21 protein-coding genes and 1 tRNA gene are annotated in these 23,452 nt (G+C 59.5%); 7 read left to right on the top strand and 15 right to left on the bottom strand.

Going from position 1 to position 23,452, the window contains the following annotated elements; translation table 11 throughout:
- Positions 1-15: 15 nt before the first annotated feature.
- On the bottom strand, positions 16-1,254 hold the full coding sequence (gene chrA, locus IM737_RS06690; protein ID WP_236899142.1) for a chromate efflux transporter: 1,239 nt from the start codon (positions 1,252-1,254) through the stop codon (positions 16-18).
- Positions 1,255-1,439: 185 nt separating this feature from the next.
- Between chrA and IM737_RS06685 the strand changes: the two genes are divergently transcribed.
- Positions 1,440-3,065 carry an MFS transporter gene (locus IM737_RS06685; RefSeq protein ID WP_236899141.1) on the top strand — a complete coding sequence of 542 codons (1,626 nt, stop codon included), beginning with the start codon at positions 1,440-1,442 and terminating at the stop codon, positions 3,063-3,065.
- 3 nt (positions 3,066-3,068) lie between these two features.
- Here IM737_RS06685 and IM737_RS06680 read toward each other — a convergent pair whose 3' ends face one another.
- The 9 genes from IM737_RS06680 to IM737_RS06640 form a co-directional block, all read right to left on the bottom strand.
- Complete coding sequence (locus IM737_RS06680; RefSeq protein WP_236899140.1) at positions 3,069-3,491, bottom strand: DMT family transporter; 423 nt, start codon at positions 3,489-3,491, stop codon at positions 3,069-3,071.
- Positions 3,488-3,979, bottom strand: a complete 492-nt coding sequence (locus tag IM737_RS06675) for a DMT family transporter (protein ID WP_236899139.1) — start codon at positions 3,977-3,979, stop codon at positions 3,488-3,490. The genes IM737_RS06680 and IM737_RS06675 overlap by 4 nt, the downstream gene beginning before the upstream one ends.
- Before the next feature lie 219 nt (positions 3,980-4,198).
- Entirely contained in the window at positions 4,199-4,900 is a 702-nt protein-coding gene (phoB, locus tag IM737_RS06670) for a phosphate regulon transcriptional regulator PhoB (RefSeq protein WP_236899138.1), read from the bottom strand.
- A gap of 155 nt (positions 4,901-5,055) precedes the next feature.
- Complete coding sequence (gene phoU / locus IM737_RS06665; RefSeq protein ID WP_236899137.1) at positions 5,056-5,766, bottom strand: phosphate signaling complex protein PhoU; 711 nt, start codon at positions 5,764-5,766, stop codon at positions 5,056-5,058.
- A 22-nt stretch (positions 5,767-5,788) separates the two neighbouring features.
- Positions 5,789-6,571, bottom strand: coding sequence for a phosphate ABC transporter ATP-binding protein PstB (pstB, locus tag IM737_RS06660; RefSeq protein WP_236899875.1), 783 nt, complete (start codon positions 6,569-6,571; stop codon positions 5,789-5,791).
- A 70-nt stretch (positions 6,572-6,641) separates the two neighbouring features.
- Positions 6,642-8,006, bottom strand: a complete 1,365-nt coding sequence (gene pstA / locus IM737_RS06655) for a phosphate ABC transporter permease PstA (protein ID WP_236899136.1) — start codon at positions 8,004-8,006, stop codon at positions 6,642-6,644.
- Positions 8,007-8,008: 2 nt separating this feature from the next.
- Positions 8,009-9,388, bottom strand: coding sequence for a phosphate ABC transporter permease subunit PstC (gene pstC / locus IM737_RS06650; RefSeq protein ID WP_236899135.1), 1,380 nt, complete (start codon positions 9,386-9,388; stop codon positions 8,009-8,011).
- Between the two features lie 60 nt (positions 9,389-9,448).
- The gene (locus IM737_RS06645) at positions 9,449-10,462 is read right to left on the bottom strand and encodes a PstS family phosphate ABC transporter substrate-binding protein (RefSeq protein ID WP_236899134.1); all 1,014 of its coding nucleotides are present in this window, start codon (positions 10,460-10,462) and stop codon (positions 9,449-9,451) included.
- Positions 10,463-10,942: 480 nt separating this feature from the next.
- On the bottom strand, positions 10,943-11,698 hold the full coding sequence (locus tag IM737_RS06640; RefSeq protein WP_236899133.1) for an IclR family transcriptional regulator domain-containing protein: 756 nt from the start codon (positions 11,696-11,698) through the stop codon (positions 10,943-10,945).
- 128 nt (positions 11,699-11,826) lie between these two features.
- Here IM737_RS06640 and IM737_RS06635 point away from each other — a divergent pair.
- Positions 11,827-11,902 (top strand) — tRNA-Ile (locus IM737_RS06635).
- On the opposite strand, the gene IM737_RS21055 is transcribed toward IM737_RS06635, so the two are convergent.
- The 3 genes from IM737_RS21055 to IM737_RS06620 all read right to left on the bottom strand — a co-directional run bounded on the left by IM737_RS21055 (position 11,859) and on the right by IM737_RS06620 (position 14,310).
- Positions 11,859-13,607 carry a recombinase family protein gene (locus IM737_RS21055; protein WP_442874196.1) on the bottom strand — a complete coding sequence of 583 codons (1,749 nt, stop codon included), beginning with the start codon at positions 13,605-13,607 and terminating at the stop codon, positions 11,859-11,861. The two genes, IM737_RS06635 and IM737_RS21055, sit on opposite strands and share 44 nt — an antisense overlap.
- Positions 13,604-13,795, bottom strand: coding sequence for a hypothetical protein (locus IM737_RS06625; RefSeq protein WP_236899131.1), 192 nt, complete (start codon positions 13,793-13,795; stop codon positions 13,604-13,606). Before IM737_RS06625 ends, IM737_RS21055 begins: the two co-directional genes overlap by 4 nt.
- Positions 13,796-14,004: 209 nt before the next feature.
- Positions 14,005-14,310, bottom strand: coding sequence for a hypothetical protein (locus IM737_RS06620; protein ID WP_236899130.1), 306 nt, complete (start codon positions 14,308-14,310; stop codon positions 14,005-14,007).
- 760 nt (positions 14,311-15,070) lie between these two features.
- On the opposite strand from IM737_RS06620, the gene IM737_RS06615 reads away from it, so the two are divergent.
- The 4 genes from IM737_RS06615 (at position 15,071) to IM737_RS06600 (ending at position 18,804) form a co-directional block, all read left to right on the top strand.
- Positions 15,071-16,132, top strand: a complete 1,062-nt coding sequence (locus IM737_RS06615; RefSeq protein ID WP_236899129.1) for a GGDEF domain-containing protein — start codon at positions 15,071-15,073, stop codon at positions 16,130-16,132.
- A 461-nt stretch (positions 16,133-16,593) separates the two neighbouring features.
- Positions 16,594-16,980: a very short patch repair endonuclease gene (locus tag IM737_RS06610; protein WP_236899128.1), complete on the top strand. Its 387-nt coding sequence runs from the start codon at positions 16,594-16,596 to the stop codon at positions 16,978-16,980.
- On the top strand, positions 16,967-18,121 hold the full coding sequence (locus tag IM737_RS06605) for a DNA cytosine methyltransferase (RefSeq protein ID WP_236899127.1): 1,155 nt from the start codon (positions 16,967-16,969) through the stop codon (positions 18,119-18,121). The genes IM737_RS06610 and IM737_RS06605 overlap by 14 nt, the downstream gene beginning before the upstream one ends.
- Positions 18,118-18,804 (top strand): Eco29kI family restriction endonuclease, encoded by a 687-nt coding sequence (locus IM737_RS06600; RefSeq protein ID WP_236899126.1) that lies wholly within the window; start codon positions 18,118-18,120, stop codon positions 18,802-18,804. The genes IM737_RS06605 and IM737_RS06600 overlap by 4 nt, the downstream gene beginning before the upstream one ends.
- Positions 18,805-18,808: 4 nt before the next feature.
- Here IM737_RS06600 and IM737_RS06595 read toward each other — a convergent pair whose 3' ends face one another.
- Entirely contained in the window at positions 18,809-20,515 is a 1,707-nt protein-coding gene (locus IM737_RS06595) for a UvrD-helicase domain-containing protein (RefSeq protein WP_236899125.1), read from the bottom strand.
- Positions 20,512-22,245: an ATP-dependent nuclease gene (locus tag IM737_RS06590; RefSeq protein ID WP_236899124.1), complete on the bottom strand. Its 1,734-nt coding sequence runs from the start codon at positions 22,243-22,245 to the stop codon at positions 20,512-20,514. The genes IM737_RS06595 and IM737_RS06590 overlap by 4 nt, the downstream gene beginning before the upstream one ends.
- A gap of 265 nt (positions 22,246-22,510) precedes the next feature.
- Between IM737_RS06590 and IM737_RS06585 the strand changes: the two genes are divergently transcribed.
- Positions 22,511-23,392, top strand: a complete 882-nt coding sequence (locus tag IM737_RS06585) for a toll/interleukin-1 receptor domain-containing protein (RefSeq protein ID WP_236899123.1) — start codon at positions 22,511-22,513, stop codon at positions 23,390-23,392.
- Positions 23,393-23,452: the final 60 nt, after the last annotated feature.

The following is a 23,452-nucleotide window of genomic DNA, read 5'->3' as shown; positions in this document are numbered from 1 at the left end:
TCGGCGGCCCCCGATTCAGGGCATGGCTGGGTGGAGCAGGCTCAGGCCCATTCCACCCAGGGCCAATAGCGCCACTACGATCCATGGCGGGGCCTTCCAGACGGTCAGCAGGACGAAACCGGTCAAGGCGAGGGCAAAGTCGTACGGGCCGAGGATTGCGCTCGTCCAGACTGGATTGTAGAGCGCGGCCCCGAGAATACCGACGACGGCAGCATTTGCGCCGCGCATTGCGGCCTGCGCGACCGGGCGGGCACGAAAAGCGTCCCAGAAGGGAAGCGCGCCGACTAGCAGCAGGAAGCCGGGCAGGAATACGGCGATGAGGCAAATGATGGCCCCGGCAATGCCGTCAGGCGCAGGCCCCATGACCGCGCCGAGATAGGCAGCGAATGTGAACAGAGGGCCCGGCATGGCCTGCGTCGCGCCATAGCCAGCCAGAAAGGCGTCAGTGCTCACCCAGCCGGGGCGTACCACCTCGGCTTCCAGCAGAGGCAGAACCACATGGCCGCCGCCGAACACGAGCGAGCCCGCCCGGTAGAAGGAATCGAAGAGAGCCACCCCCTGCGAGGCGGTCGTTGCGGCAAGGACCGGGAGAAGAGCCAGCAGCAGGACGAATAGAGCGAGGGCGATCAGTCCGGCCCGTTTCGATACGGGGAATGTCAGGTGACCTGCGGTGGCAACGGGAGCGCCTCGGCACAGCCACAGCCCGGCCAAGCCACCCAAGATCAGGGCTGCCACCTGCCCAATCGCGCCGGCAAGCAGGATGACGAGCAGTAAGGCGGCCACGGAGATGCTCGCCCGCTCCCGGTCAGGGGCAAGGTTTCGCGCCATGCCCCAGACCGCTTGCGCGACAACGGCGACGGCAACAATCTTCAGGCCATGCAGCAGGCCCAAGCCGATCGCCCCCCCAAACCAAGCTGCGCCATAGGCGAACAACACGAGAATCAGGGCCGAAGGGAGCGTGAAAGCCGTCCATGCCGCCAAGGCGCCGACCGGCCCGGCCCGCAGCAGCCCGAGAGCGAAGCCGACCTGGCTCGATGCCGGGCCGGGCAGGAACTGGCAGAGCGCCACGAGGTCGGCATAGCCGGCCTCGTCGATCCATTTGCGGCGAACAACCAGCTCGTCGCGGAAGTAGCCGAGATGGGCGATGGGGCCGCCGAACGAGGTCAAGCCGAGTTTGAGGAAGGCGCGGAAAACCTCACCCGCTCGAGCAGCCCTCACGGTGGGTCGGGGAACGGCTGAATCGGTTTCAGTCAATTGTCGGCGCCCATGATCGTCGTCGCCTGACAGACTAGAGGGTTCGTATGCGCTATCAATGACAGTCCGGCGCCTTTGTAGATTTCCGTCTTCTGCCAGTGCGCTTGCACTCATGAGCACGCCTGGTGTGCTTGCATCGCGCCCGGCCCGGTCCTAGACAGTCGGTGCGAACAAAGGGATGCGAGATGGCTGATCGACCGTCCGTGCTGGCGCCATTCAAGCACGAGACTTTCCGGCTGTTGTGGCTGGCGACGCTGGTGTCGAACCTGGGTGGACTGGTGCAGTCGGTGGGTGCCGGCTGGATGATGACCACGCTGACGGACTCGCACAACATGATCGCGCTGGTGCAGGCGTCGACGACGTTGCCGATCATGGTATTTTCGATCGCGGCGGGGGCGCTGGCCGACAATTTCGATCGGCGCACGGTGATGCTGATTGCGCAGGTCGGCATGATGGTGGTGTCGCTGGCGCTGGCGGCGATGGCGATATTCGGGCTGCTCAATCCGTGGCTGCTGCTGGGCTTTACCTTCCTGATCGGGTGCGGGACGGCCTTGTTCAACCCGTCGTGGCAGGCGTCGATGGGCGATATCGTGCCGCGCAGCGATCTACCGGGGGCGGTGACGCTCAATTCGATGGGCTTCAATATGATGCGCAGCGTCGGCCCGGCGGTGGGCGGGCTGATCGTGGCGCTGGCGGGAGCTGCGGCGGCGTTTGCGGTCAATGCCGTGTCGTATCTGCCGCTGATTGTGGCGCTGACGCGCTGGAAGCCGGAGCGGCCGGCGAACCGGTTGCCGCGCGAGAATTTCGCCAGCGCCATGTGGGCGGGCATCCGCTACGTGTCGCTGTCGCCCAACCTGACGACAGTGCTGCTGCGCGGTTTCCTGTTCGGCTTCGGCGCAGTGGCGGTGCTGGCGCTGCTGCCGTCGGTGGCGAGCGAATATGTCGGCGGCGGGGCGCTGGTCTATGGCACGCTGCTGGGCTGTTTCGGGCTGGGGGCCATCGGAGGGGCGTTTCTCAACGGGCGGGTCCGCGAGCGCTTCAGCAATGAAGTGATCGTCCGGGCAGCCTGCATCGGCTTTGCGGTGAGTTGCGTCGGGTTGGGCTTCAGCCGCGATCCGGTGCTCAGCCACTTCGTGCTGTTGCCGGCGGGCGCCTGCTGGGTGCTGTCGCTGTCGCTGTTCAATGTGTCGATCCAGCTGTCGTCGCCGCGCTGGGTCGTGGGGCGGGCGCTGTCGCTGTACCAGACGGCAACGTTTGGCGGCATGGCAGCGGGGAGCTGGGTCTGGGGCCTGAGCGCCGACGCCGTGGGGCCGGACTGGGCGCTGGCCATGGCCGGATGGGTGCTGCTGGCCTGCGCGGTGGTGGGACTGCGACTGCCGCTCGCACAGTTCGATCAGCGCGATCTCAACCCGCTCAATACGTTCAACGAGCCGGTGCTGAAGCTCGATCTGCGGCCGCGCAGCGGGCCGATCATGGTGATGATCGACTATGAGATCGCGCAGGAGGATATCCTCAAATTCCTGGCGCTGATGGCGGATCGGCGGCGCATCCGCATTCGCGACGGGGCGCGGCAATGGGGCCTGCTGCGCGATCTGGAACGGCCCGACATCTGGGTCGAGACCTACCATGTGCCGACCTGGGTGGACTATGTGCGGCACAATATGCGGCGGACCAAGGCGGACGCGGACAATATCGAGGCGCTGCGGGCCCTGCATCGCGGAGAGGGTCTGCCCAAGGTACACCGGATGATCGAGCGGCAGACGGTGCCGCTGGAGGACGACACGCCGCTGCGGGATATGCCGGAGGTTTGAACCTCAGCGCGGCCGCTGGGTGAGGGCCACGCCGCCCAGGATCAGCACGACGCCGAGGGCGCTGGCCCAGAGTGTTACCGGCGCGCCGCGCAGCAGGTCGAAGATGACGCCGAACACCATCTGGCCGCCGATGACCAGCAGGGCGGTGTTGATGGCGCCGATGCGGGCGATGAGCCAGCTGCCGGATGCCACGAATATGACGCCGACCGGGCCGCCGAGGAAGGCCCACCATGGGGTCTGCATGGCGCCCTCGGTGATCAGGCCGCCGATAACCAGACCCAGCACCGTGAGCAGGGCAAAGCCGACCAGGTGGTTCCAGAACGAGGCAATAAGCGGCGTGGTCGAGAGGGCCAGGCGGCCGTTGAGCTGGCGGCTGAGGCTGACCAGCACGCCGGCCAGCACCGCGTAAAAGACGAAGAGGATCATGCGCCGCTCCCCTGACCGAGAAGGATGATCAGTAGGCTCCCCAGCCCGATCAGGGCGATGGCGCCGATGTCTCGCAAATCCAGCCGGCGGCGCGGCAGGCCGAACAGGCCTAGCGTGTCGGCGGCGAGGCTGAAGGCGACCTGGCCGGCAAGGCCGAGGGCCAGCGTGCCGGCGACAGCCAGCGGGGAATTGACTGCCGTCGAGGTCAGCATGACGGTCACGGCGCCGGACAGGCCGCCGAGATAGGCCCAGAGTGGTGGTCGGTTGGCGGTGCCGGGCGCGACTTTGGAGCGCGTGCGCCAGAGCAGCGCCAACAGGACGATGGCAGCGAGGGTGCCGGTGCCGTGGGCGAGCCAGGAGGAGAACAGTGCTCCGCCGGTGCGGCCGGATTCGCCGTTGAGGAACACCATCAGGGTCAGCAAGCCGCCGCTGGCGAAGGCGGCGATGAGGTGGAGGGGCTGGGGCCGTGGGGTGGAGGCGGTGGACATGGGGACGACTCGGAGGGGATTGCTGGAGGACAATCGGCCAGTCGGGTGAGTGTGCCAAGACGCTATGTGGGACGGGGACGGGGGGAAGAAAGAATACCCCCACCTAGCCTCCCCCTGAAAAGGGGGAGGGACCGATTGAGTTTGCGGCACAATTGGAGGCTAGGCACCAGCCGGATTCCTCCCCCTTTTCAGGGGGAGGCTAGGTGGGGGTACTCTTGCTCAGGCGACCTGGGCGAAGCGTTCGTCGAAAGCGTAGCCGGCGCCGCGGACTGTGCGGATGGGGTCGCTCTCGCGGCCGCGGTTGATGGCGCGGCGGAGGCGGCCGATATGGACGTCGACGGTGCGCTCGTCGACATAGACGTCGTTGCCCCAGACGCCGTCGAGCAGTTGCTCGCGCGAATAAACGCGGCCGGGATGGCGCATCAGGTATTCGAGCAGGCGATATTCGGTGGGACCGAGATGGACGTCGCGGTTGGCGCGGCGGACGCGGTGGGTAGTGCGGTCGAGCTCGAGATCGCCGACCTTGAGGGCGGCGGTGACCAGGTTTGGATTGGCGCGGCGCAGCAAGGCGTGGATGCGGGCGATCAGCTCGGGAACGGAGAAGGGCTTGACGACATAGTCGTCGGCGCCGGTGGCGAGGCCGCGGACGCGTTCTTCTTCCTCGCCGCGGGCGGTGAGCATGATGATCGGCACGCGGGCGGTTTCATCGCGGGCGCGGAGGCGGCGGCAGAGTTCGATGCCGGAGATTTCGGGCAGCATCCAATCGAGCAGGATCAGGTCTGGCAGCTTGTCCTGGATGGCATGCTGGGCCTCGTCGCCGGTTTCCGCGGTGACGACGCGGAAACCCTCGGCTTCGAGGTTGTAGCGCAGCAGGATGGCGATATCGCCTTCGTCTTCGACGACGAGGATAGTGGCGGGCATGGAGTGGCTCCCGTCGGGGTGCGGGCCGGCTACGCCGACCGTTGTTTCATCTCCAGGTCATCCCCGCGAAAGCGGGGACCTCTGTTTAGAGGCAACGGAGGTTCCCGCTTTTCGCGGGAATGACCCGGTGGGTGTTGCGGCTGGCGTGCGTGACGTCAGGCCTTGATCTGGGTGCGGTGCAGTTCCTGCACGTCTGATGTCAGTTGCTTGCCGGTCTGCAGGTAGTAGGCACGCTCGGCGATGTTGGTGGCGTGGTCGCCGATACGTTCCAGGCTCTTGGCGCAGAACAGAAGGTGTGTGCAGGGCGTGATGTTGCGCGGGTCTTCCATCATGTAGGTGAGGAGTTCGCGGAACAGCGAGGTATGCATGGCGTCGACTTCGTCGTCGCGGTTGCAGACTTCAATGGCGCGAGCCGAGTCGCGGTTGGAATAGGCGTCGAGCGCTTCCTTGATCTGGCGCAGCACCAGGGCGGTCATGTTCTTGACGCCATTGTAGAAGGTGGGCTGCAGGCTCATGCCTTCGAGTTTGAGCGAGCGGCGGGCCAGCTGCTTGGCCATATCCCCGACGCGCTCCAGATCGGAGGCGACATGGATGGCGGTGACGATGGCGCGCAGGTCCGATGCCATGGGCTGGCGTCGGGCGATCATGGACACGGCCATGTCGTCGATCCTGCGCTGCATGTCGTCGATGCGCTGGTCGGCGATGATGGTGAGGTCGGCCAGCTCGCGGTCGAGCTTGAGCAGGCTCTTGGTGCCGTTCTCGATGGCGACTTCGACCTGGCCACCCATTTCGGCGATGGTCTGGGCGAGGGCGGTGAGTTCGTCGGAATAGGACTGAACGATGTGGTCGGTGCCGGTATTGGCCATAGTAGCTTCCTCTTCCCGGCCCTTAGCCGATACGGCCCATGATATAGTCCTGGGTCTGCTTGTGGACCGGGTTGGTGAAGATGTCTTCGGTGACGCCTTCCTCGATCAAATTGCCCAGGTGGAAGAAGGCCGTTTTCTGCGAAACGCGAGCGGCCTGCTGCATGGAGTGGGTGACGATGACGATGGTGTAGTTCTCGCGCAGTTCGTCGATCAGCTCTTCGATGATGGCGGTGGCGATGGGGTCGAGGGCAGAGCAAGGCTCGTCCATCAGGATGACTTCAGGGCCGACGGCGATGGCGCGGGCGATGCACAGACGCTGCTGCTGGCCGCCGGAAAGCCCGGTGCCGGGCTCGTTGAGGCGATCCTTGACCTCTTCGAACAAGCCCGCCTTGCGGAGCGAGGAGACGACAATCTCGTCCATGTCGGTCTTGGAGCGCGCAAGGCCATGAATCTTGGGGCCGTAGGCGACGTTTTCATAGATCGACTTGGGGAACGGATTGGGCTTCTGGAAGACCATGCCGATGCGGGCGCGCAGTTCGACCACGTCGAGCGCGGGATCGTAGATATCCTCGCCGTCGAGCTTGATCGTGCCGCCGACCTTGGCGCCTTCGATCGTGTCGTTCATGCGGTTGATGCAGCGCAGGAAGGTCGACTTGCCGCAGCCCGAGGGTCCGATGAAGGAGGTGACGGCGCGATCGGGAATGTCGATCGAAATGCCATGCAAGGCCTGCTTGGCGCCGTAATGCACGGTGACATCGCGGGCAGTCAGGCGAATCTGGCGTTCGAGCATGTCGGTCGGGTTCATTGCGGTGTTCACTGATTGCTGGGTCATTTTGATCTTGCCGGCGACCATATCCATTTGATGCTTCCTTTAGCTAGGCGCGCTTTTCGAGGCGCGAGCGCAGATAGATGGCGACGCCGTTGAGCAGGATCATCACGAGGAGGAGGACCATGATCGCGGCGGCGGTGCGCGGTTCGAAGAAATTGCGGTTTTCGTTGCCCTGCCAGAGATAGATCTGGACCGGCAGGGCGGTGGCCTGATCGAAAGGCGTAGCGGGCACGGCAGCGACGAAGGCCTTCATGCCGATCAGCAGCAGGGGAGCCGTTTCGCCGAGGGCGTGGGCGACGCCCAGGATGGTTGCGGTCAGGATCGACGGAAAGGTGACCGGCAGCACATGGTGGAACACCATCTGCGTCTTGGACGCACCCATGCCGAGCGCAGCCTGGCGCAAGGCCGGGGAGACGCCGAGCAGGGCGCCGCGGGTGGCGATGATGATGGTGGGCAGCGTCATCAGCGTCAGCACCAGGCCGCCGACGATCGGCGCCGAAATGGGCAGGTGCATGTAGTTGATGAAGGCAGCGGCGCCGAGCAGACCGAAGACGATGGAGGGCACTGCCGCCAGGTTGTTGATGTTGACCTCGATGAAGTCGGTGATGCGCGACTTTGGCGCGAATTCCTCGAGATAGATGGCCGAGGCCACCCCGATCGGCACGGCCAGGACGATCACCACCAGCATCATCCACAGCGTGCCGACCAAAGCGCCGAGCAGACCAGCGGAGGCCGGGGCCGAGCGGCTGTCGACGTTGGTGAAGATGGACCAGGCGAAGCCGTTGCTGATGGCGCCGCTGGCGACCATTTCGTCGATCAGCGCGCGGGCCGGGGCGGAGAGCTGCTGCTGGGTGTCGGGCAGCGAGCGGTCGATATTGCCCTTGATCCAGTTCTGCGCGTTGGCCGACGCGAGGACGTCGACCTCTACGGTCTTGCCGAGCAGGGATGGATCGGCGACGAACTGCTCGCGCACCTGATGGCGGGCATCGGTTTCGGCGATGGCCAGCAGGTCCTTGGTATCGATCTCGAAGCCGGCCGGCGCTGCGGCGCGCAGGCTCGCTTCGATGACCTTGTTCCAGTTCAGCATCGCCAGGTCACGCTGCCACTTGAGGTTGGCGGCCTGGAAATCGGCATCGGACTGGCCATCGGTACGAACCGGGGCAGGTTCGACACCAATGATCGCGGGATCGAAGGTGACCGACAGATGCAGGTTGGACTGCGTGAAGGCGGGAGCGCCCCGGCGGACGATATCGACAAACAGCAGGGCGACGAAGCCGAGCGCCACGATGATGGCGGCGAGGCCTAGGCCCTTGAAGACGTTCTCGGTAAGGTGACGCTTCCGTAGGCCGGCGCGGATCAGCTTGGTACGTTCGACTGAGGCCTGGTGGCCAGTGGAGAGCATGTCGGTCATGATTATTCGTACTGCTCCCGGAAGCGGCGGACGATGTAGAGGGCGAAGACGTTGAGGCAGAGGGTGATGACGAAGAGCGTCAGGCCCAAGGCGAAGGCGACCAGCGATTGGGGACCGGCAAAATCGGAGTCGCCGGTCAGCTGGTTGACGATCGACACCGTGATGGTGGCCACCGGCTCGAACGGATTGCCGCGCAGCACCGGCGAGTTGCCGGCGGCCAGCACCACGATCATGGTTTCGCCCACGGCGCGGCTCACGGCCAGCAGGAAGGCGCCGACGATGCCGGGCAGGGCCGCAGGCAGCAGCACGTTGCGGATGGTTTCGGACTTGGTGGCGCCCAGGCCATAGGCGCCATCGCGCAGGGTGCGCGGCACCTGGTTGAGGATGTCGTCAGAGAGGGACGACACGAAGGGGATGATCATGATGCCCATGACCACGCCGGCGGTGAGCGCGCTGGTCGCCTTGATATCGAGGCCGATAAAGCCGCCGACGTCACGCAGGAACGGGCCGACCGTCACCAGGGCGAAGAAGCCGAAGACGATGGTGGGGATACCGGCGAGGATTTCGATGATCGGCTTAGCCACGGCGCGGAAGCTGTGGTGGGCATACTGGCTGAGATAGATCGCCGCCATCAGGCCGACCGGTACGGCCACCAGCATGGCGATGAATGTGATCATGAGCGTGCCGGCCAGCAGGGGCAGGAGGCCATACTGGCCATGTGCGCCGCCGCCGGTGGACGAAAAGCTGGGATTCCACACAGTGCCGAAGAAGAAATCGAGCGGGTGGATGAAGGTGAAGAATTTGTAGGCCTCGCTGACCAGCGAGGCGACGATGCCGACGGTGGTCAGGATGGCGACAGCCGAGCAGGCGAGCAGCGCGATGTTGATGACGCGCTCGACGGCGTTGCGGGCCCGGAGGCGGGCGGTGATGCGGCTGCGGGCGTAGAGCAGCGCCACAACACCAGCCACGGCCGCCGCCACGATAACAACCAGGAAGGTGATGAACTGGAACGAGCGCAGGGCATCGCCAGCCGTCTGCTCGTAGGGCAGAACTTCGCCCGCCACACCGTAGCCTGACGCCAGCGACTTGATGCGGGCGATGGTGGCGTTGAGGCCGACCTGATCGAGCGACTGGACGGTTTCGACCGGGATCTGGCCGACGATGAAATTGTGGGTGATGCCATCACCGAGCCAGGCCCAGAGGATGACGATGACGAGGGCGGGAACCAGCGTCCAGATGGCGACGTAGGAGCCGTGATACTGAGGGCGGGAGTGGACCTTGACGCCGTTGGCGGTCGCCAGACCGCGGCTGCGGGACCAACCGGACTGGTAGGCAAGGCCAAGCAACACCAGCAACAGACCGGCAATGACAAGGGAATTCATCGGTATGCGCCCCCGCGAGAAAGAGTGGGCCGCGCCTGATGGCGCGGCCCGGGAGAGGTATTACTGAGCTTCGAAGGCAGCGAGAACTTCAGCGGTCTTTTCGGCCGGCTGCGGGATCAGGCCAGCGGCTTCGAGGGTGCCGCCTGCGCCCGACATCTGCTCGGACAGGAAGAACTGGACATATTCCTGGATGCCGGGGATCACGCCGATATGCTGGCCCTTGACGTAGAAGAACAGCGGGCGGCTGACCGGGTATTCGCCGGCAGCGACAGCTTCAGCCGACGGCACGACGCCATTGACGGTCGCGACCTTGAGGGTGTCGGTGTTCTGCTCGTAGAAGCTGAGGCCGAACACGCCAACAGTGTCAGGGTTCGAGGTCAGGCGAGCCAGGGTCTCGGTGTAGTCGCCAGCGATTTCAACGACGACGTCCTGACGGAAGGTGGTGCAAGCGGCGTCGAGTTCTTCTTCGCTCATCTCGGGCAGACCGGCTTCTTCGCAACCGGCGTGAGTGACCTTTTCCTCGAACACTTCACGGGTGCCGTGATTGGAACCCGGGATGGCCAGGGCGATTGCCTGATCGGGGAGCGAAGCGTCGACTTCCGACCACTTGGTGTAGGGGTTGTCGACCATGGCGCCGTCAACGGGGACCTTGGCAGCAATTGCCTTGAACACCTGAACCGGGGTCAGGGCGAAGTCGGGGCCCGATGCAGCCGAGGCAAACACGATGCCGTCGAAGCCGAACTGGATTTCACGGACGTCGGTGACGCCGGCGGCGGTGCAGGCCTCGAGCTCGCTGTCCTTGATCTGGCGCGATGCATTGGCGATGTCGATGGTGTTTTCGCCGACGCCTTCACAGAACTGCTTCAGACCGCCGCCGGTGCCGCCGGAGCCGACGACCGGAGTCTTGAACTCGGGGAAAGCAGCGCCGAATTCTTCTGCGACGATCGAGGCGAATGGCAGCACGGTGGACGAGCCAGCAACCTGGATGGTGTCGCGCGACTGGGCGAAAGCAGCTGTGGTGCCGAATGCGGCGAGCGCGATCACGGCGGCACTGGCGTAAAGTGCGGTCTTCATAGGGATTTCCCTTTCGGAATTCAGTTCAAACCTGGCGGGCCTATCCGGCAGTTCATCCCCCGGCGCCGCCCTTTGACGAGGGGGACCATATGGGGGGCACGCGACAGTTTTATTGCGGTTACGTGACGCGTTTGTGACAGGTTAATGCCATGAAATTGCTTGGAAAAATTTGGAACAACACGGATGCTTGGCGCGGCTGACACATTCGAATGTGACAGATGTCGCAACGAAACGTGCGAGTCTGGGCAGGGCGGCATGATGGGGATTGTAAGCACGGATTGTGACAGTGGTGCTGTTGTCAGCGAACCTTCAGTCGTCTCTCTCCCCCTTTCTGGGGAGGGATCGAGGGTGGGGGTGGCCAAGCTCACTGAGCATGCGGAGCCATCCCCTCTTCCGAGCTACGCTAAGCCTGCGGCTAAGGTTCGCTTGCCCTCCCCACAAGGGGGAGGGTGGCCCGGCTGGTCGTCCGGTGTACGAATGTTAGCGCAGCAGCGGGCGGACCTCGGCCTGCACCTTGCGCATCAGCGGCAGGAAATTGGCGATCATGTGTGAGGTCGAAGCACGGGCCGACTGGGCGCCGATATTGAGGGCCGCGACGGTCTGGCCCTGGGCATTGAACAGCGGCACGGCGATGGAGCAGAGGCCCAGCTCGAGTTCCTCATCGATGACGGCAAAGCCCTGGGCGGCAACCACGGCCAGCTCCGTGGTGATGGCGGCGAGGTCGGCCTTGGTCTTGGACGTATAGGCGATGAGCTCGGAGCGATCGAGGACGTCGCGGGCCTGGGCGGTTGGCAGGGCGGCCAGCAGAATGCGACCCATCGACGTGCAGTAGGCCGGCATGCGGGCGCCGGCATTGAGATTGATCGACATCACCCGGCGGTAGGAGGCGCGGGCGATGTAGAGAATCTCCGTATTGTCGAGCACGGCGGCGGAGGACGACTCGTTGATCTGATCCGAAAGTTCTTCGAGGAACGGCTGGATCAGCCGCGGCAGCGGCGTGGCTGCCAGGTAGGAGTGACCCAGATTGAGAATACGCGGGGTCAGGCGGAAGAACTTACCGTCATAGTTGGCGTAGCCAAGATGGGTGAGGGTGAGCAGGCACCGGCGCGCGGTGGCGCGTTCGAGTCCGGTGCGATTGGCGACGTCAGTGATCGATTGGCTGGCATGTTCCTCGTCGAAGCACTCGATGACGGAGAGTCCCTTGACCAGGCCATTGATGATGTCGCCTTCGCGCATGGGGTCTCCAGTTCGGTATTCGAACAGATGTCGCAAGCCGCACGATACGAAGTGACGAGCGTGCGGGCAATCACGGCAATACCAGTTCCCTCTTGCCACCCTCTGTGACCCTGCTAAGAGGCGAATGGGGGCCTATAGCTCAATGGTTAGAGCCGACCGCTCATAACGGTCTGGTTCCAGGTTCGAGTCCTGGTGGGCCCACCATCTTACCTTGCGTATTGGAATGAAGGTGGCTTGCCTCAAGGCCCACCATCTTGCCCTGATTTACGAAATCATGATGGGCATCGCGTCCGAGCATAAGGCGTATCTGCCGTAGGTCAGGTTCGCGCGCAGTCTTTTTGTCCGTGGCGATGTTGATGATTCCGGCTAGGTCGCCGTAGACATCTACGGCGACGCTTCGGAAATTTGACGCGGATGGTGTGATGACAATTCGCTCAACTAGCGACCGGATCAGTTCGGTCGCTTCCGCGCGATGCTCGTCATCGTTGAGCGACTGGATCAGTTGGTTCACCTCAGTTTTGTACCGCCGAGACATTTGAGGATGCAGCAACACAGGAGCTTCGTCGGTGTTGTCGATGAGTCTGCTCAGTTCACCGCGCCGCGCCAGCAACTCATCCATCTCTGTCTTCAGTTTGGGTGTGGCAAAGCCATCCATAATCGCCCGGACCATTCGATCCTCGCGAACCTCAAGAGTATCAAGTTCCGCCAGATAACCGTCGCGAAGTGAGTTGCGCTCCATCCTTAGCTTGTTGAGGTGAGTCACGTATTCCTTGCAGAACACTTCCACCAGGTCGGGGTCCATCAGGCGATCCCTCAGCACCGTAAGAACGGTATGCTCCAGGTCCAGACGCGCAACGGTCACTCTGTTGGTACACACGGCGGGGCCTTTTTCGCGCGCGGCACCGCAGCCGTAGTGCGTCGCCGAAATTTTGCTGACGCCGCCACCACAGCAGCCGCACCGTAGCAGGTGCGACAACAGGTATTTTGGTCGCTGCTTTTCCCAGAACTTGGTGCTGGATTTGCGCTGCTCGGTGCGGAACGATTGAACGCGATCCCAGGTGCTGCGCTCGATGATGGCGAGTTCTGGAACGGCGGAGCGAACCCACTCGGACTCTGGATTCACACGGGCAACGGGTTTTCCGGTGTTTGGATTTCGTGGGTAGGACACCTTGTTATAAACGATCTCACCAACGTAAAGCGCGTTGTTAAGTATGCCGGTGCCGCGTTGCCAATTGCCGTTAATGGTCGAAGGGCTCCAGCCTCGGCCGGATGGCCCGACGACGCCTTCGTTATTTAAGCGGCGAGCAATCGCCTTTGGCGAGTGTCCCGCGACGTACTCGCCAAAAATACGGCGGACGATGACCGCCTCTGCGGGGTTGATGGCACGCAAGCCGCGGATGAGTTCGCCCTTCGCATCGAGTTCGCGGACAACGTCATATCCATAGGAATTGCCACCGCCTGAAAATCCGTTCTCGACACGGCCTCTCTGCCCACGCTTAACCTTGACCTTCAGTTCGGTCAGAAACATAGCATTCATCGTACCTTTGAGGCCGATGTGAAGTGGGCCGATATTGCCTTCCGAAATAGTGACGATGCTGATGCCAGCAAAGTCGAGCCGCTTATAAATATGGGCAACGTCTTCCTGGTCGCGCGTCACGCGGTCCAACGATTCCGCCACAACCACATCGAACACGCCGCGAGAAGCGTCGTCCATCATCCCCTTGATGCCGCTACGATGCTGCATGGAGGCACCGGAAATTCCAAAATCGGTGTAGACCGGGCCTTCCGACCAGCCGTTCTTCGAGATGAATTCGCGGGCTTGCCTAATTTGGTCTTCGATTGAGGCGGCCTTCTGCAAATCCTCATTGCTGAATCTGGCGTATATTGCGGCTATCGTGATGCGTGTCATGGCTTGGTCCCCTCATGCTGGTTATGACGCGGCTGGGCACGGGCCTTCAAGAATTCGTCGTAGTCCGCCTCGGCGGCGCGACGGGCCAGGAAACGGACCAGTTCGCGGATGCGCGGGTCGGACGAGAAGGCGTCGGCAGAGGGCGTCTGCTTGCCTTGATTGTCCTTTTTTCCACGCCTGTCCGTCAACTTGTTTGGTCCTTCTTCGTCTACTTATCCAAAGGGAACAAAATAGGAACAAAATCCTAAAAGTCAAGTAAAATCATGTATTTACATAAGCGCTATCCAGGGATTGGTCGTCTCAGGGGTAACATCCGCGGCGTGGTCAGAGGCGGGAACAGCCACAAAGTTAGTAATCGGGGGCAGTCGCGCTGCCCTCGATTAATCGCTTTGCGAAATCACCGTGCATCACCGCCATTTGCCCAGCCATCTCCCCGGCGGCCGATAAGGAATGCAATCGTGTCGGCATGACGCTGGTTGGTCTGCAAACCCCACATGAAGCTGATCACTTTGCTCCGCCGATACTGTGGCGTAGCGCAAAACGGCGTAATCGATCTCAGATAACCCTCGACGCGAATAGCACTGAATTCGGCAAGGGTAAGATCAAGAGTTTCAAGCACTTCCGACTGAAACATGTGCGCGCCAGTAGACAGCGACCTAAAGGGTTCATTGCGAAAGGCCGGTGGTAGAGTCTTGATAGCCATAATTGCGTCCTGATCCAGATTACGTCTGGGTCAGGCTATGATTTTCTAGGCCTCAAGCCGTAGGCCAGCCTAGCGGCTAGTGCTCGTATCGGTTTGTCAACTAGCCGCTAGCGCACACAGTCGGAAGATTGCCCTGTAAGTATCTGACTTTTATTGAAAAATTCGAATTGCTTTGCAGTTATATAACTAATTAGTTATAAACTACTATGACAAGCAGCATTTCGAAGAGCTTTAACGTCACGACTTTCCGTGATCCCGACACTGACGCGCTAGTGGTTGAACAATGGCGTAACGCTTCCGGTCAATACGATCGCGACGGTGATCTGCCCGCCTTCACTTTGTACAACCCGGACACAGGCTCCACGGTGTTACGACAATGGTTTGTCGCAGGGCAACGTCATCGACTGAACGGACCTGCCGTGGAAAAGCGCGACCTCGGAACGGGTATGCTATTGTCCCAAGTCTGGTTGCAATCTCACAAACGGCACAGAGAAGGAGACCTTCCCGCGCTAACCTATTGGTCGCCGGAAACCGGACGTATTATGCGAGAGGAATACTGGCTCCAAGGGCTCCGTGGACGAAACTCTGGGCCTGCTCTCATAAGATACGATCCCGAGACAGGCCGCATAAGACAGGCGCAGTATTGGCAGAATGGCTGTCGTGTTCTTAAATCCCAACTCCGGAATTCGCCTCTGCCTGTCTAAGCGATTCGCTGCGACCGCTGTTTGGTAGAAACTCTTGAGGCTGCCAGACAATGCCAGTGCCTGAGTATGAAGATTTCTTAGAAGCAATGGGCGATATGCTGGAGCTACCCTCGGAGAGGGCCTTGGTGCTTAGACAGCAGCTTGGAAAAGCAATTCACGACAGAACATCACAATTTCCCAAGGGACAGGTCCAACAGAAGAAGACGATTTTTATCCAGACTGCGATGGCAGTCTCCGGCGTGCCTTGGACGTCTCATTATCCTTTCAAAATAATTAGTAGCCTGAAGAGCAACGGCGCGGGTGACGAGGAAGCCGCACTAGCGCTTATGTACCTTTGTTGCAAAACACAGGAGTTCGAGGGAATTAGAACTTTGGTCACCTCCTATCTTGGAGAAGACAGTATCAATAACATACTGGATAAAGCATCTCTCCCTTCCATCGATTTTTATCTAGCGGACATCCTCAGCCGCGAAATTGTGCGCGGACCCGGTGCAGAAAAAAAGCCAGCGCGGGAAGCAGAAAGTGACGACGCGCAAGACCAGAATATCGATGTCGATCTGTGGGCGAAGGACCACAAGGATAAGTTAGGGGACAAGAACTTCGGTCGAAATTTCTTGGAGCAAAGACTGTATGAATTCGTCCAAGAAGTTTCCCATGAACGAAAGTCCACAGTATCTATAATAGACGTCGATGATATGTCTCAAATTAACAAAGTCTATGGTCGAGAACTTGGCGATTTTGTTTTGGAGTATTTGGTCAATATCATTAGCGATGAAACGAAGTATTTCGACTGCCGAATTGGGCGTTGTGGTGATGACACCTTTTACGTGGCCTTGCGAGGAATGGGGATAGAGAAAGCAATCGATATTGCGAAGGGCATCCGCCAGCGGGTCAAAGACCATCCTTGGAGCGTGGTGGCTGAGGGTCTTAGAGTGTCAGTTAGCATTGGTGTTGCGAGGGAAATGTCTCGTGAGACATCGGCCGCTTTTTCTGTCCGTGCAGCAGTTGGGATGAAGTTAGCAAAGGAGCGCGGCGGTGATATTGTCATGCAGGGGCCAGACTACGTGGCACAAGGTGCGTCGCTAGATATAGGTTCAACCGAGAGGTACTGGTCTTAAACCGACCATTCATGGATTGGGGATGTGAAACGAAGATCGCAGATCGCCAGATGTGTCGTGGTACGACCATCAGGGCAGGGAGACGCTTAAACGCTCTCCCGTGCACCCTCTAGTAGTGGTTTTGTCTGAGGCATCGAGCCTCTCCGAAACCATCGAACCCTGCGCGGGTTCATCGCGCTTGGAGTAGGGGCGTTCCTGCCCCTTCCCAAGACCCAACCCAGACCACCGTTACGGCCGATGGAGCCAGCCATTGGCGTATGCCGCCCTTGGAACCCGCACCATGTTTCGCCATGGATACGACAAGAGGGCGTTCCTGCCCTCTTGGCTCCTGACCAACCGTTGGCCGGTTGGATGCGCCCAAGGTTTCGGCCCTGCTCTCCGCGCGATTGGAAATTGCTTCGAGTCGACCGATATTAGGTACTATGGCCGATCCCCTAACTCCCGCCGAACGAAGCGCGCGAATGAGCACCATCCGGTCCAAAAATACCGGACCCGAGCTCAAAGTGCGCAGGCTCGTCCATCGGCTAGGATTTCGTTACAGGCTTCATCGCGCTGATCTCCCTGGCAAGCCGGATTTGGTTTTTGCGGGGCGACGAAAGGTAATCTTCGTGCACGGCTGCTATTGGCATCGTCACGACGATCCAGACTGCAAGCTGGCGCGGCTTCCAAAATCACGCTTGGAATTCTGGCTGCCTAAGCTTGAGGGTAATCGCGCGCGTGATCGCAAAAACGAAACGGCATTGGCCGAAAAAGGCTGGGATATCTTAGTGTTATGGGAATGTCAGGTAGCGAATAGTTCTTTTCTCGAAGCACGAATCCGAGCATTCTTAAACGATGAAATCCATTGAGCTATTCGCGGGTGCTGGCGGACTGGGAATTGGCTTGCACGAAGCCGGTTTCCGGCCGGTCAACGTGATCGAATGGGATAGCTACTGCTGCGATACCATTCGCGAAAACAAGATGCGCGGTCTGAAGGCCGTCAAGAAGTGGTCTGTCACCCAGGGTGATGTCCGCGATGTCGATTTTCGCGACTATGAGGGATTGGTTTCACTGGTATCGGGTGGACCACCGTGCCAGCCGTTTTCCATGGGCGGCAAGCATCGCGCTCATGGCGATGCGCGCGACATGTTCCCCGAGGCGATCCGAGCAGTGCGGGAAGCACGACCAAACGCTTTCATCTTTGAAAACGTGAAGGGCCTGACACGCGCCAGCTTCCGAAATTATTACGAATACATCCGCCTCCAAATGGAACATCCCGAAGTCGCCACGCGCGGTGATGATGATTGGACGGAGCATTTGGCGCGTTTGGAGAGGCATCATACCTCCGGTAGCCGGCGGGGACTGAATTATCGTGTCGTGCGCAAGGTGTTGAACGCGGCCGACTACGGTGTTCCTCAACGCCGCGAACGCGTCTTCTTCATCGGTTTCAGGGAAGACCTAGGCGTGCAGTGGAATTTTCCACACGCGACGCATTCCCAAGCCGCCCTGATATTGGATCAAGTTGCCGGTGATTATTGGGACCGTCACAAGGTGGCGAAAAAAGATCGACCGGCCGCGAGAATGCTCACGGCCGCGATCGAGGAAGATGCGGCAGGCTCACTTCCCTGGCGAACTGTCCGTGACGCGCTGCAAGATATTCCCGACCCCGAACGTTACCCAAAGCGGGCTGGCGAATATCTAAACCACCGTTTCCAACCAGGTGCCAAAAGCTACGTCGGTCACACCGGCAGTCCGTTGGACGAGCCTGCGAAAACGTTGAAGGCTGGCGTGCATGGTGTTCCAGGGGGCGAGAATATGCTCCTGCGTCCAGATGGAAGTGTGCGCTACTTCACGGTGCGAGAATCCGCTCGGCTGCAAACCTTCCCTGACGACTACCTGTTCCATGGCTCATGGTCCGAAACGATGCGCCAACTAGGCAACGCTGTTCCAGTCCGTCTTGCCCGTATCGTCGGTGAAGATGTGGCAAGGCATTTGCGCGAGGCCGCATGACGCTGTCGCCATATAATCCACTTGATAAGCGCAATCTGGCGAAAAGCGTTGAGACTGAACTGCTTGCCCGCGCGCCTGTGTCACTCGCGGAAATTGATGGGATAACGGGCGCGGGAGTTTACGTCATATACTATGCCGGACCTTTCGACGCCTACGCGCCGATCGCCGAACAGAACAGGGACGGGCAATTTTCGAAGCCCATATATGTCGGAAAGGCGATACCGAAAGGTGGGCGTAAGGGCGGACTGACCAAGGATTCTGCCGTGGGCCGCGCCTTGCTTGAACGCTTGCGCCAACATGCGGCCTCGATAGCAGAAGCTACAAATCTAGAGCTGAACGATTTCTACGTCAGGCATCTCATTGTCGAGGACATCTGGATTCCTCTTGGCGAAAACGTGCTGATCGAGAACTTCCAGCCTGTCTGGAACCGCGCTATCGATGGATTTGGCAATAAGGACCCTGGCAACAGGCGGGCAACGCAATACAGGTCGCCTTGGGACGTGCTTCATCCTGGCCGATCCTTTGCACACAAGCTTGCCGATAGCCCCGCCGACGCGGCCTTCTTTACCCAGCGGGTCAATGACTATCTGGCTGGGCGTCCCTTGGCTCCATTGCCGAAGGCATTGGCCGAACAGGCCGAAACCGAGCAAGCCATTGCCGAGGAAAGTGCCGACGAAATATAAGTCGTCAGGGTTTCTTGAACCCTAGTGCAAGCAGTTTTGGCTGGAGAACGCCGACGCTCTTTTCCGGTACGGCAAGCACGAAAAGGTTGCGTGCGCGCGTCAAGGCAACGTAGCCGATCCGACCTGCTTCGTTCTTGGTCCCACCTATAAGCTCTTCCGCGTGAGCCTTGCTACAAACATACATCACGCCGCTTATGCTCTCTCCCTTGACCTTGTGCACTGTGGATACCCGAAAGGGCGGCAATTCCACTTGCGCCAAGTCCTTGACCTCGATCAATGGCCGGTTGGTCAGCTCCTTTTTAGCCAGCCTTTGGCCGAGATTTTCGCCGACCTTTAGGCCGTGGCTCTTGGCAAGCATTTCCACATGCTCCTTGGCGCGTTGCGACAGCAGTGGATGCCATTTCGTATCGGCAACCAGCTTTGCGGAAGGCAAGCCAGCCTCTGGATCGCGGATGAAGTTCCAGATCGCCCGCTTCAGACGGGCAACCTCCGCGTCACGGGACGGCCGCGTCAGTTGAGATAGAAGGTCCCTGTGATCCGGCGATAGCAGCCCTATAATTGCAGCGCAGCCATGATCGAACGCCTTTCCAAAAAGACCGGATTTATCGCGGCAGATTGCGGCTTGGGCGAAGAGCCTCACCGCGCCTTGCCCCTGGCCATCCTCTCCGCCGCTCCAAGTCTCCATCCACTCGGTCGAGCGGCAGAGCACGACAGCCTGTTGATGCGGTATCGCGGCCAGTCCCAGCAGGTTTGCAAAAGAGGCAAGGGTCTTCTCGCGCTCGCCATCCTTAAAGGGAAGAAAGTAAGCTCCGCTCAGTGTCTCAGGGAGCTTACGATCAGCCAGATCATTCCTACCGGATAGTTGATTGGCGATCGCGACGATCGTAGGTACCGAGCGGAAGTTCGTCGCGAGATCCTTCGAAATAACTCCCGCCTTGGCCGCATAACCGCGGAGAAATGCGCCATTGGCCCCTGAAAAATCATAGATACCTTGGTGCGGGTCACCGATCAGTGACAACCGAGTGCCACTTGCGGCCAGCAAGGTGAGGATCGCCTCATGCTCGGCGCCAATGTCTTGTGCCTCGTCAACAACCACATGCGGGTAGCGCCGGACCAGGGCCTTCAGCACAAAGGGGTGCTCATTGAGTACGCGTAGCGACCAGTAACGGGCTGCCGCATGCGAGTATGCACCCGTGACACCCAGTTTGCGCAGTGCCGCCGTCGCGATATTTGTGGCAAGGGCCTTCTTGTTGCGACCTACGGAGAATGCAAGCTTGCCGGCGACAATATCGATGTTGATGTCATTGGTGGGATGGGACCTGCCACCATCGAAAACAGTGAAGCTTTTCAGGAACGGCTCGTTTCCGCCGACAAGAAAAGGCGTCCGGTTGCACTGCATGACCAGATGCCCATGTGGCCTAAGAATGTTGGAGGTAATGAAACCGTCGACGGTATCAATCTCCACACCGTGCGGGCTGCTCATTTTTAGCTGCTGAAGTAGTTCAAGATAGTCACGACGAAACGTATTTACGGCAACGTTCGAAAATGACAGCAGAGCGATATGCCCGTGGCGGTCATCTACATTTTTCCGCATAGCCGCCAGTCGCCGAACGGCGGTGAAGGTTTTGCCGCTGCCTGCGCATGCCGTGATTGCCATCGGCGACAGGTCAGCCTTCACAACGTCCATTTGTTGATCGGATAGCTCGGTCACAGGGCGCACGCGTGCTTGATCGCGTCCACAATGTACTGTGGGACTTGCAGTTCAACCTCGTTGTCCAGAACCTGCGCAGCAAGTGCCTGAGCGAATTTGCCCTTCTGGATATTACCGCTAGGACGCTCAAACATCCCTTGGAACAGTGCAGTTGCCTTGTCACGGTCGCCAACCTTCTTGGCAACAACTGCCTCCAGCTCCGCTCCGATCTCAGGATGAATATCCTTCAACGCCAAAAGCATGGCGGGTCGGTTTTGTTCGATAAGCGCAAGATCATATTCGAAGGTCTTTCGCCCGTGAAATACGCGAACGTGCTGATCTTCACGCTTTTTCATGGACTGCGTATTGGCCGACAGGATTATCGCCTCGGTCGCATCCGGATAGTGCGGATACTTTTTGTCATCGTCGCCAACCAGATAGGGGTCGGCATCGGTTATGATCGATGCGGGAACCTTGATGGCAGCTTCTCCGTACAGCGGCATGAATGAATCGAAGTTCAGCCCTTCGACGCTGATGAGGCTGACCCCATGATCGCGCAGATCATAACCCGCCTTTTTGGCAAGCATGTTGACCAATAGCAGCTCCGCTGCACCCTCGACGAATACCACGCGGCGAGCAAAGAAAAGCTCGGCTCGAGTAACATCCAGATACCTTTTTAGCTTCTCCCGCTTGCCCTTGGCGAATTTGACGCGTCGAGGGTGAAAGGCCTCGACGCCGTCGGCTGTTTCAACGAGACAGACAATGGAATTCAGGTCTGCGATACTCGCGAAATTAGGCGAGTGACTGGTCACAAACACTTGGACTGGCTTTTCGCCGACCTCGCTTTGAATAGTGGAAAGATATCGCAACAAGACCGCCTGCAACTGCGGATGCAGATGCGCCTCGGGCTCTTCCACTATCAGGCTGCGGTAGGCAGCGTCCGCATTTTTGGCCAACTCACTTAAGACTACCGCCATGAAAATCAGGTTGTTGTAGCCGAGGCCGTTGCGCTCAAGCTCAAAGGTCTCCACCAAAATTGAGAGGCGTGCGGCCAACTTGGAGAAGTCGCTGCCATTCAATTCAAGGTTCAATTCCTGAGCGAGCTGCTTACCCAGCATTTTCTGATGCCGCGTCAGGATGGCTGCTTGGGTATCGGTAATTGGCTTGAGAGCTTTCAACGCCTTATCAAGGTTCGAAAGCTGATCCGCCATTTCCTTCTTGTCGTCGTCGTCGGACAGGAGGTGCAATAGTCTGGAAAGCTGGCTGCTTCTATTTGGCCGGAGCCCTTGCTCGGCGTCGCGCAACGGCTGCAAATAGACGCTGCGTAAATTTTCCAACATCGTGCTGGTGATCGCGACTTCCTTGTGAGTTCCACACCATTTGCGGGGTCGTAGCCGACCCGTCCTATCTGGATCGCCATAGCTGACCCCTAGGAAGACCTCCGTCTTTCCGTCGCCGTCGAGTTGCAGCGCGTGAAGAAAATCGGCTTCATCATCCAGAGACAGGTCTCGGAAAACGTACTCAAACAGAATGTCGCCAGCTGCCTCGGCTCCCTTGGGCAAGTGGATATCGTCCACGGAAAAGCGTGGATAAGGATCATCAGCACCGGCAAGCAAGGAGCGCAGTGCTTCGACCACTGCTGTTTTGCCAATATTGTTTGGGCCGACGATAATATTTAGGCCTGTCCCGAATTCCAACTTTATGGACTGCAGTCGTCGAAAATTCTTGATGGACAGTTCCGCTAAGTACATTTCCCCATGCCCCTCTTTTTGGTTGGGACATTTTCTCGTACTTATGCAGCCTGCGAAAGACGTAAATGGAATCTATCCCTGATCTTTCGAGGGAATTCTTCCCGTGTCGAAACTCCGTCAAATGCAGGAATAGTCAATTCATTGTCGAAAGAGCCGCCAGCTATCGCTCTTTGAGCTGGGCCAGGACAATGCCACTTGGGACTAGCAGAGTGGCATTGTCTGTACTTTCATGGGATACGGCAGCTTATGTGAGGGGGCCAACGCAATGCCTATTTTTATCAGCTACAGCCACGCCGACCGTGATTTCGTTGACCAGCTTGCAGAGCGGCTAGTGTTCGCGAAACATCATGTCTGGATGGATCGCTGGGAACTTAGCCTCGGAGATTCCCTGACATCCCGTATTCAGGAAACGCTCACTGAATCGAGCGCAATTCTGGTCATCCTTTCCAAAAGTTCCGTGGATTCCGAATGGTGCAAGCGTGAGCTGAATGCAGGCCTTGTCCGCGAATTGGAGGAACGGCATACCATCGTAATGCCGGTGGTGATCGATGACTGCAAAATTCCGCTTTTCTTAAAGGACAAGCTTTACGCGGATTTTCGGAAGCAGCCTGACGCCGCCTTCGAGATGATAGATCGATCTTTGTCGAGGATATCGAATCCTGCAACTGCTCGTGTCGAGAGCCCCGACTTCAACACCGACTTTGCAATCGACTGGCGCAAGAGGCCGGTGCGGGAAAACGAAATCCCGTGGCTGTTTCGTTTCACATTTCTGGACGCGGGGCCACAGCTTCCATACTCGGTGCTGAGCGAGTGTCAGATATTCGCCACTAATGACAACCAGCGACGCAATTTCCTGGTGTGTGTTGCAGACGACAAAGTCTTTGACTTCATCGGAGGCGTGGCCAAGGAACTTGTGGCCATGGCTGATGCGCACGGACTGATCGTAAAGATTGAAGATCAGTTTGAGGTCGCCATCGGAGGCGAAATAACGGTGCCCGAGTCAGGAAAATTTACTGTGGTATTCAACTACCGAAGAATGGGCACTGACACGGGAATGGATACCGTTGTCTATCTCGAAAACAACTTGCGCATGGCGTACCGCCATATCGAAGCAACGTTGAAAAGGCCTAGCCATCCAAGCAACTGAGTGGAAGTACGTTACCGACGACAGCGTAAGCTCGGACTATGCGCGATACATTTAGCGCGA

It is taken from the genome of Devosia sp. SL43, assembly GCF_021729885.1.
Lineage (GTDB): Bacteria > Pseudomonadota > Alphaproteobacteria > Rhizobiales > Devosiaceae > Devosia.
This window is presented reverse-complemented; position numbering and strand designations above follow the sequence as displayed.

Excerpts from the sequence above, each read along its gene's own strand:
- IM737_RS06585 (WP_236899123.1), top strand. The coding sequence starts at position 22,511 with ATGCCTATTTTTATCAGCTACAGCCACGCCGACCGTGATTTCGTTGAC.
- IM737_RS06680 (WP_236899140.1), bottom strand. The coding sequence starts at position 3,491 with ATGATCCTCTTCGTCTTTTACGCGGTGCTGGCCGGCGTGCTGGTCAGC.
- IM737_RS06605 (WP_236899127.1), top strand. The coding sequence starts at position 16,967 with ATGAAATCCATTGAGCTATTCGCGGGTGCTGGCGGACTGGGAATTGGC.
- IM737_RS06685 (WP_236899141.1), top strand. The coding sequence starts at position 1,440 with ATGGCTGATCGACCGTCCGTGCTGGCGCCATTCAAGCACGAGACTTTC.
- pstA (WP_236899136.1), bottom strand. The coding sequence starts at position 8,006 with ATGACCGACATGCTCTCCACTGGCCACCAGGCCTCAGTCGAACGTACC.
- IM737_RS06640 (WP_236899133.1), bottom strand. The coding sequence starts at position 11,698 with ATGCGCGAAGGCGACATCATCAATGGCCTGGTCAAGGGACTCTCCGTC.
- IM737_RS06620 (WP_236899130.1), bottom strand. The coding sequence starts at position 14,310 with ATGGCTATCAAGACTCTACCACCGGCCTTTCGCAATGAACCCTTTAGG.
- phoU (WP_236899137.1), bottom strand. The coding sequence starts at position 5,766 with ATGGCCAATACCGGCACCGACCACATCGTTCAGTCCTATTCCGACGAA.
- IM737_RS06675 (WP_236899139.1), bottom strand. The coding sequence starts at position 3,979 with ATGTCCACCGCCTCCACCCCACGGCCCCAGCCCCTCCACCTCATCGCC.
- IM737_RS06590 (WP_236899124.1), bottom strand. The coding sequence starts at position 22,245 with ATGTACTTAGCGGAACTGTCCATCAAGAATTTTCGACGACTGCAGTCC.
- IM737_RS21055 (WP_442874196.1), bottom strand. The coding sequence starts at position 13,607 with ATGACACGCATCACGATAGCCGCAATATACGCCAGATTCAGCAATGAG.
- IM737_RS06645 (WP_236899134.1), bottom strand. The coding sequence starts at position 10,462 with ATGAAGACCGCACTTTACGCCAGTGCCGCCGTGATCGCGCTCGCCGCA.
- pstB (WP_236899875.1), bottom strand. The coding sequence starts at position 6,571 with ATGAACCCGACCGACATGCTCGAACGCCAGATTCGCCTGACTGCCCGC.
- phoB (WP_236899138.1), bottom strand. The coding sequence starts at position 4,900 with ATGCCCGCCACTATCCTCGTCGTCGAAGACGAAGGCGATATCGCCATC.
- IM737_RS06610 (WP_236899128.1), top strand. The coding sequence starts at position 16,594 with ATGAGCACCATCCGGTCCAAAAATACCGGACCCGAGCTCAAAGTGCGC.
- pstC (WP_236899135.1), bottom strand. The coding sequence starts at position 9,388 with ATGAATTCCCTTGTCATTGCCGGTCTGTTGCTGGTGTTGCTTGGCCTT.
- IM737_RS06600 (WP_236899126.1), top strand. The coding sequence starts at position 18,118 with ATGACGCTGTCGCCATATAATCCACTTGATAAGCGCAATCTGGCGAAA.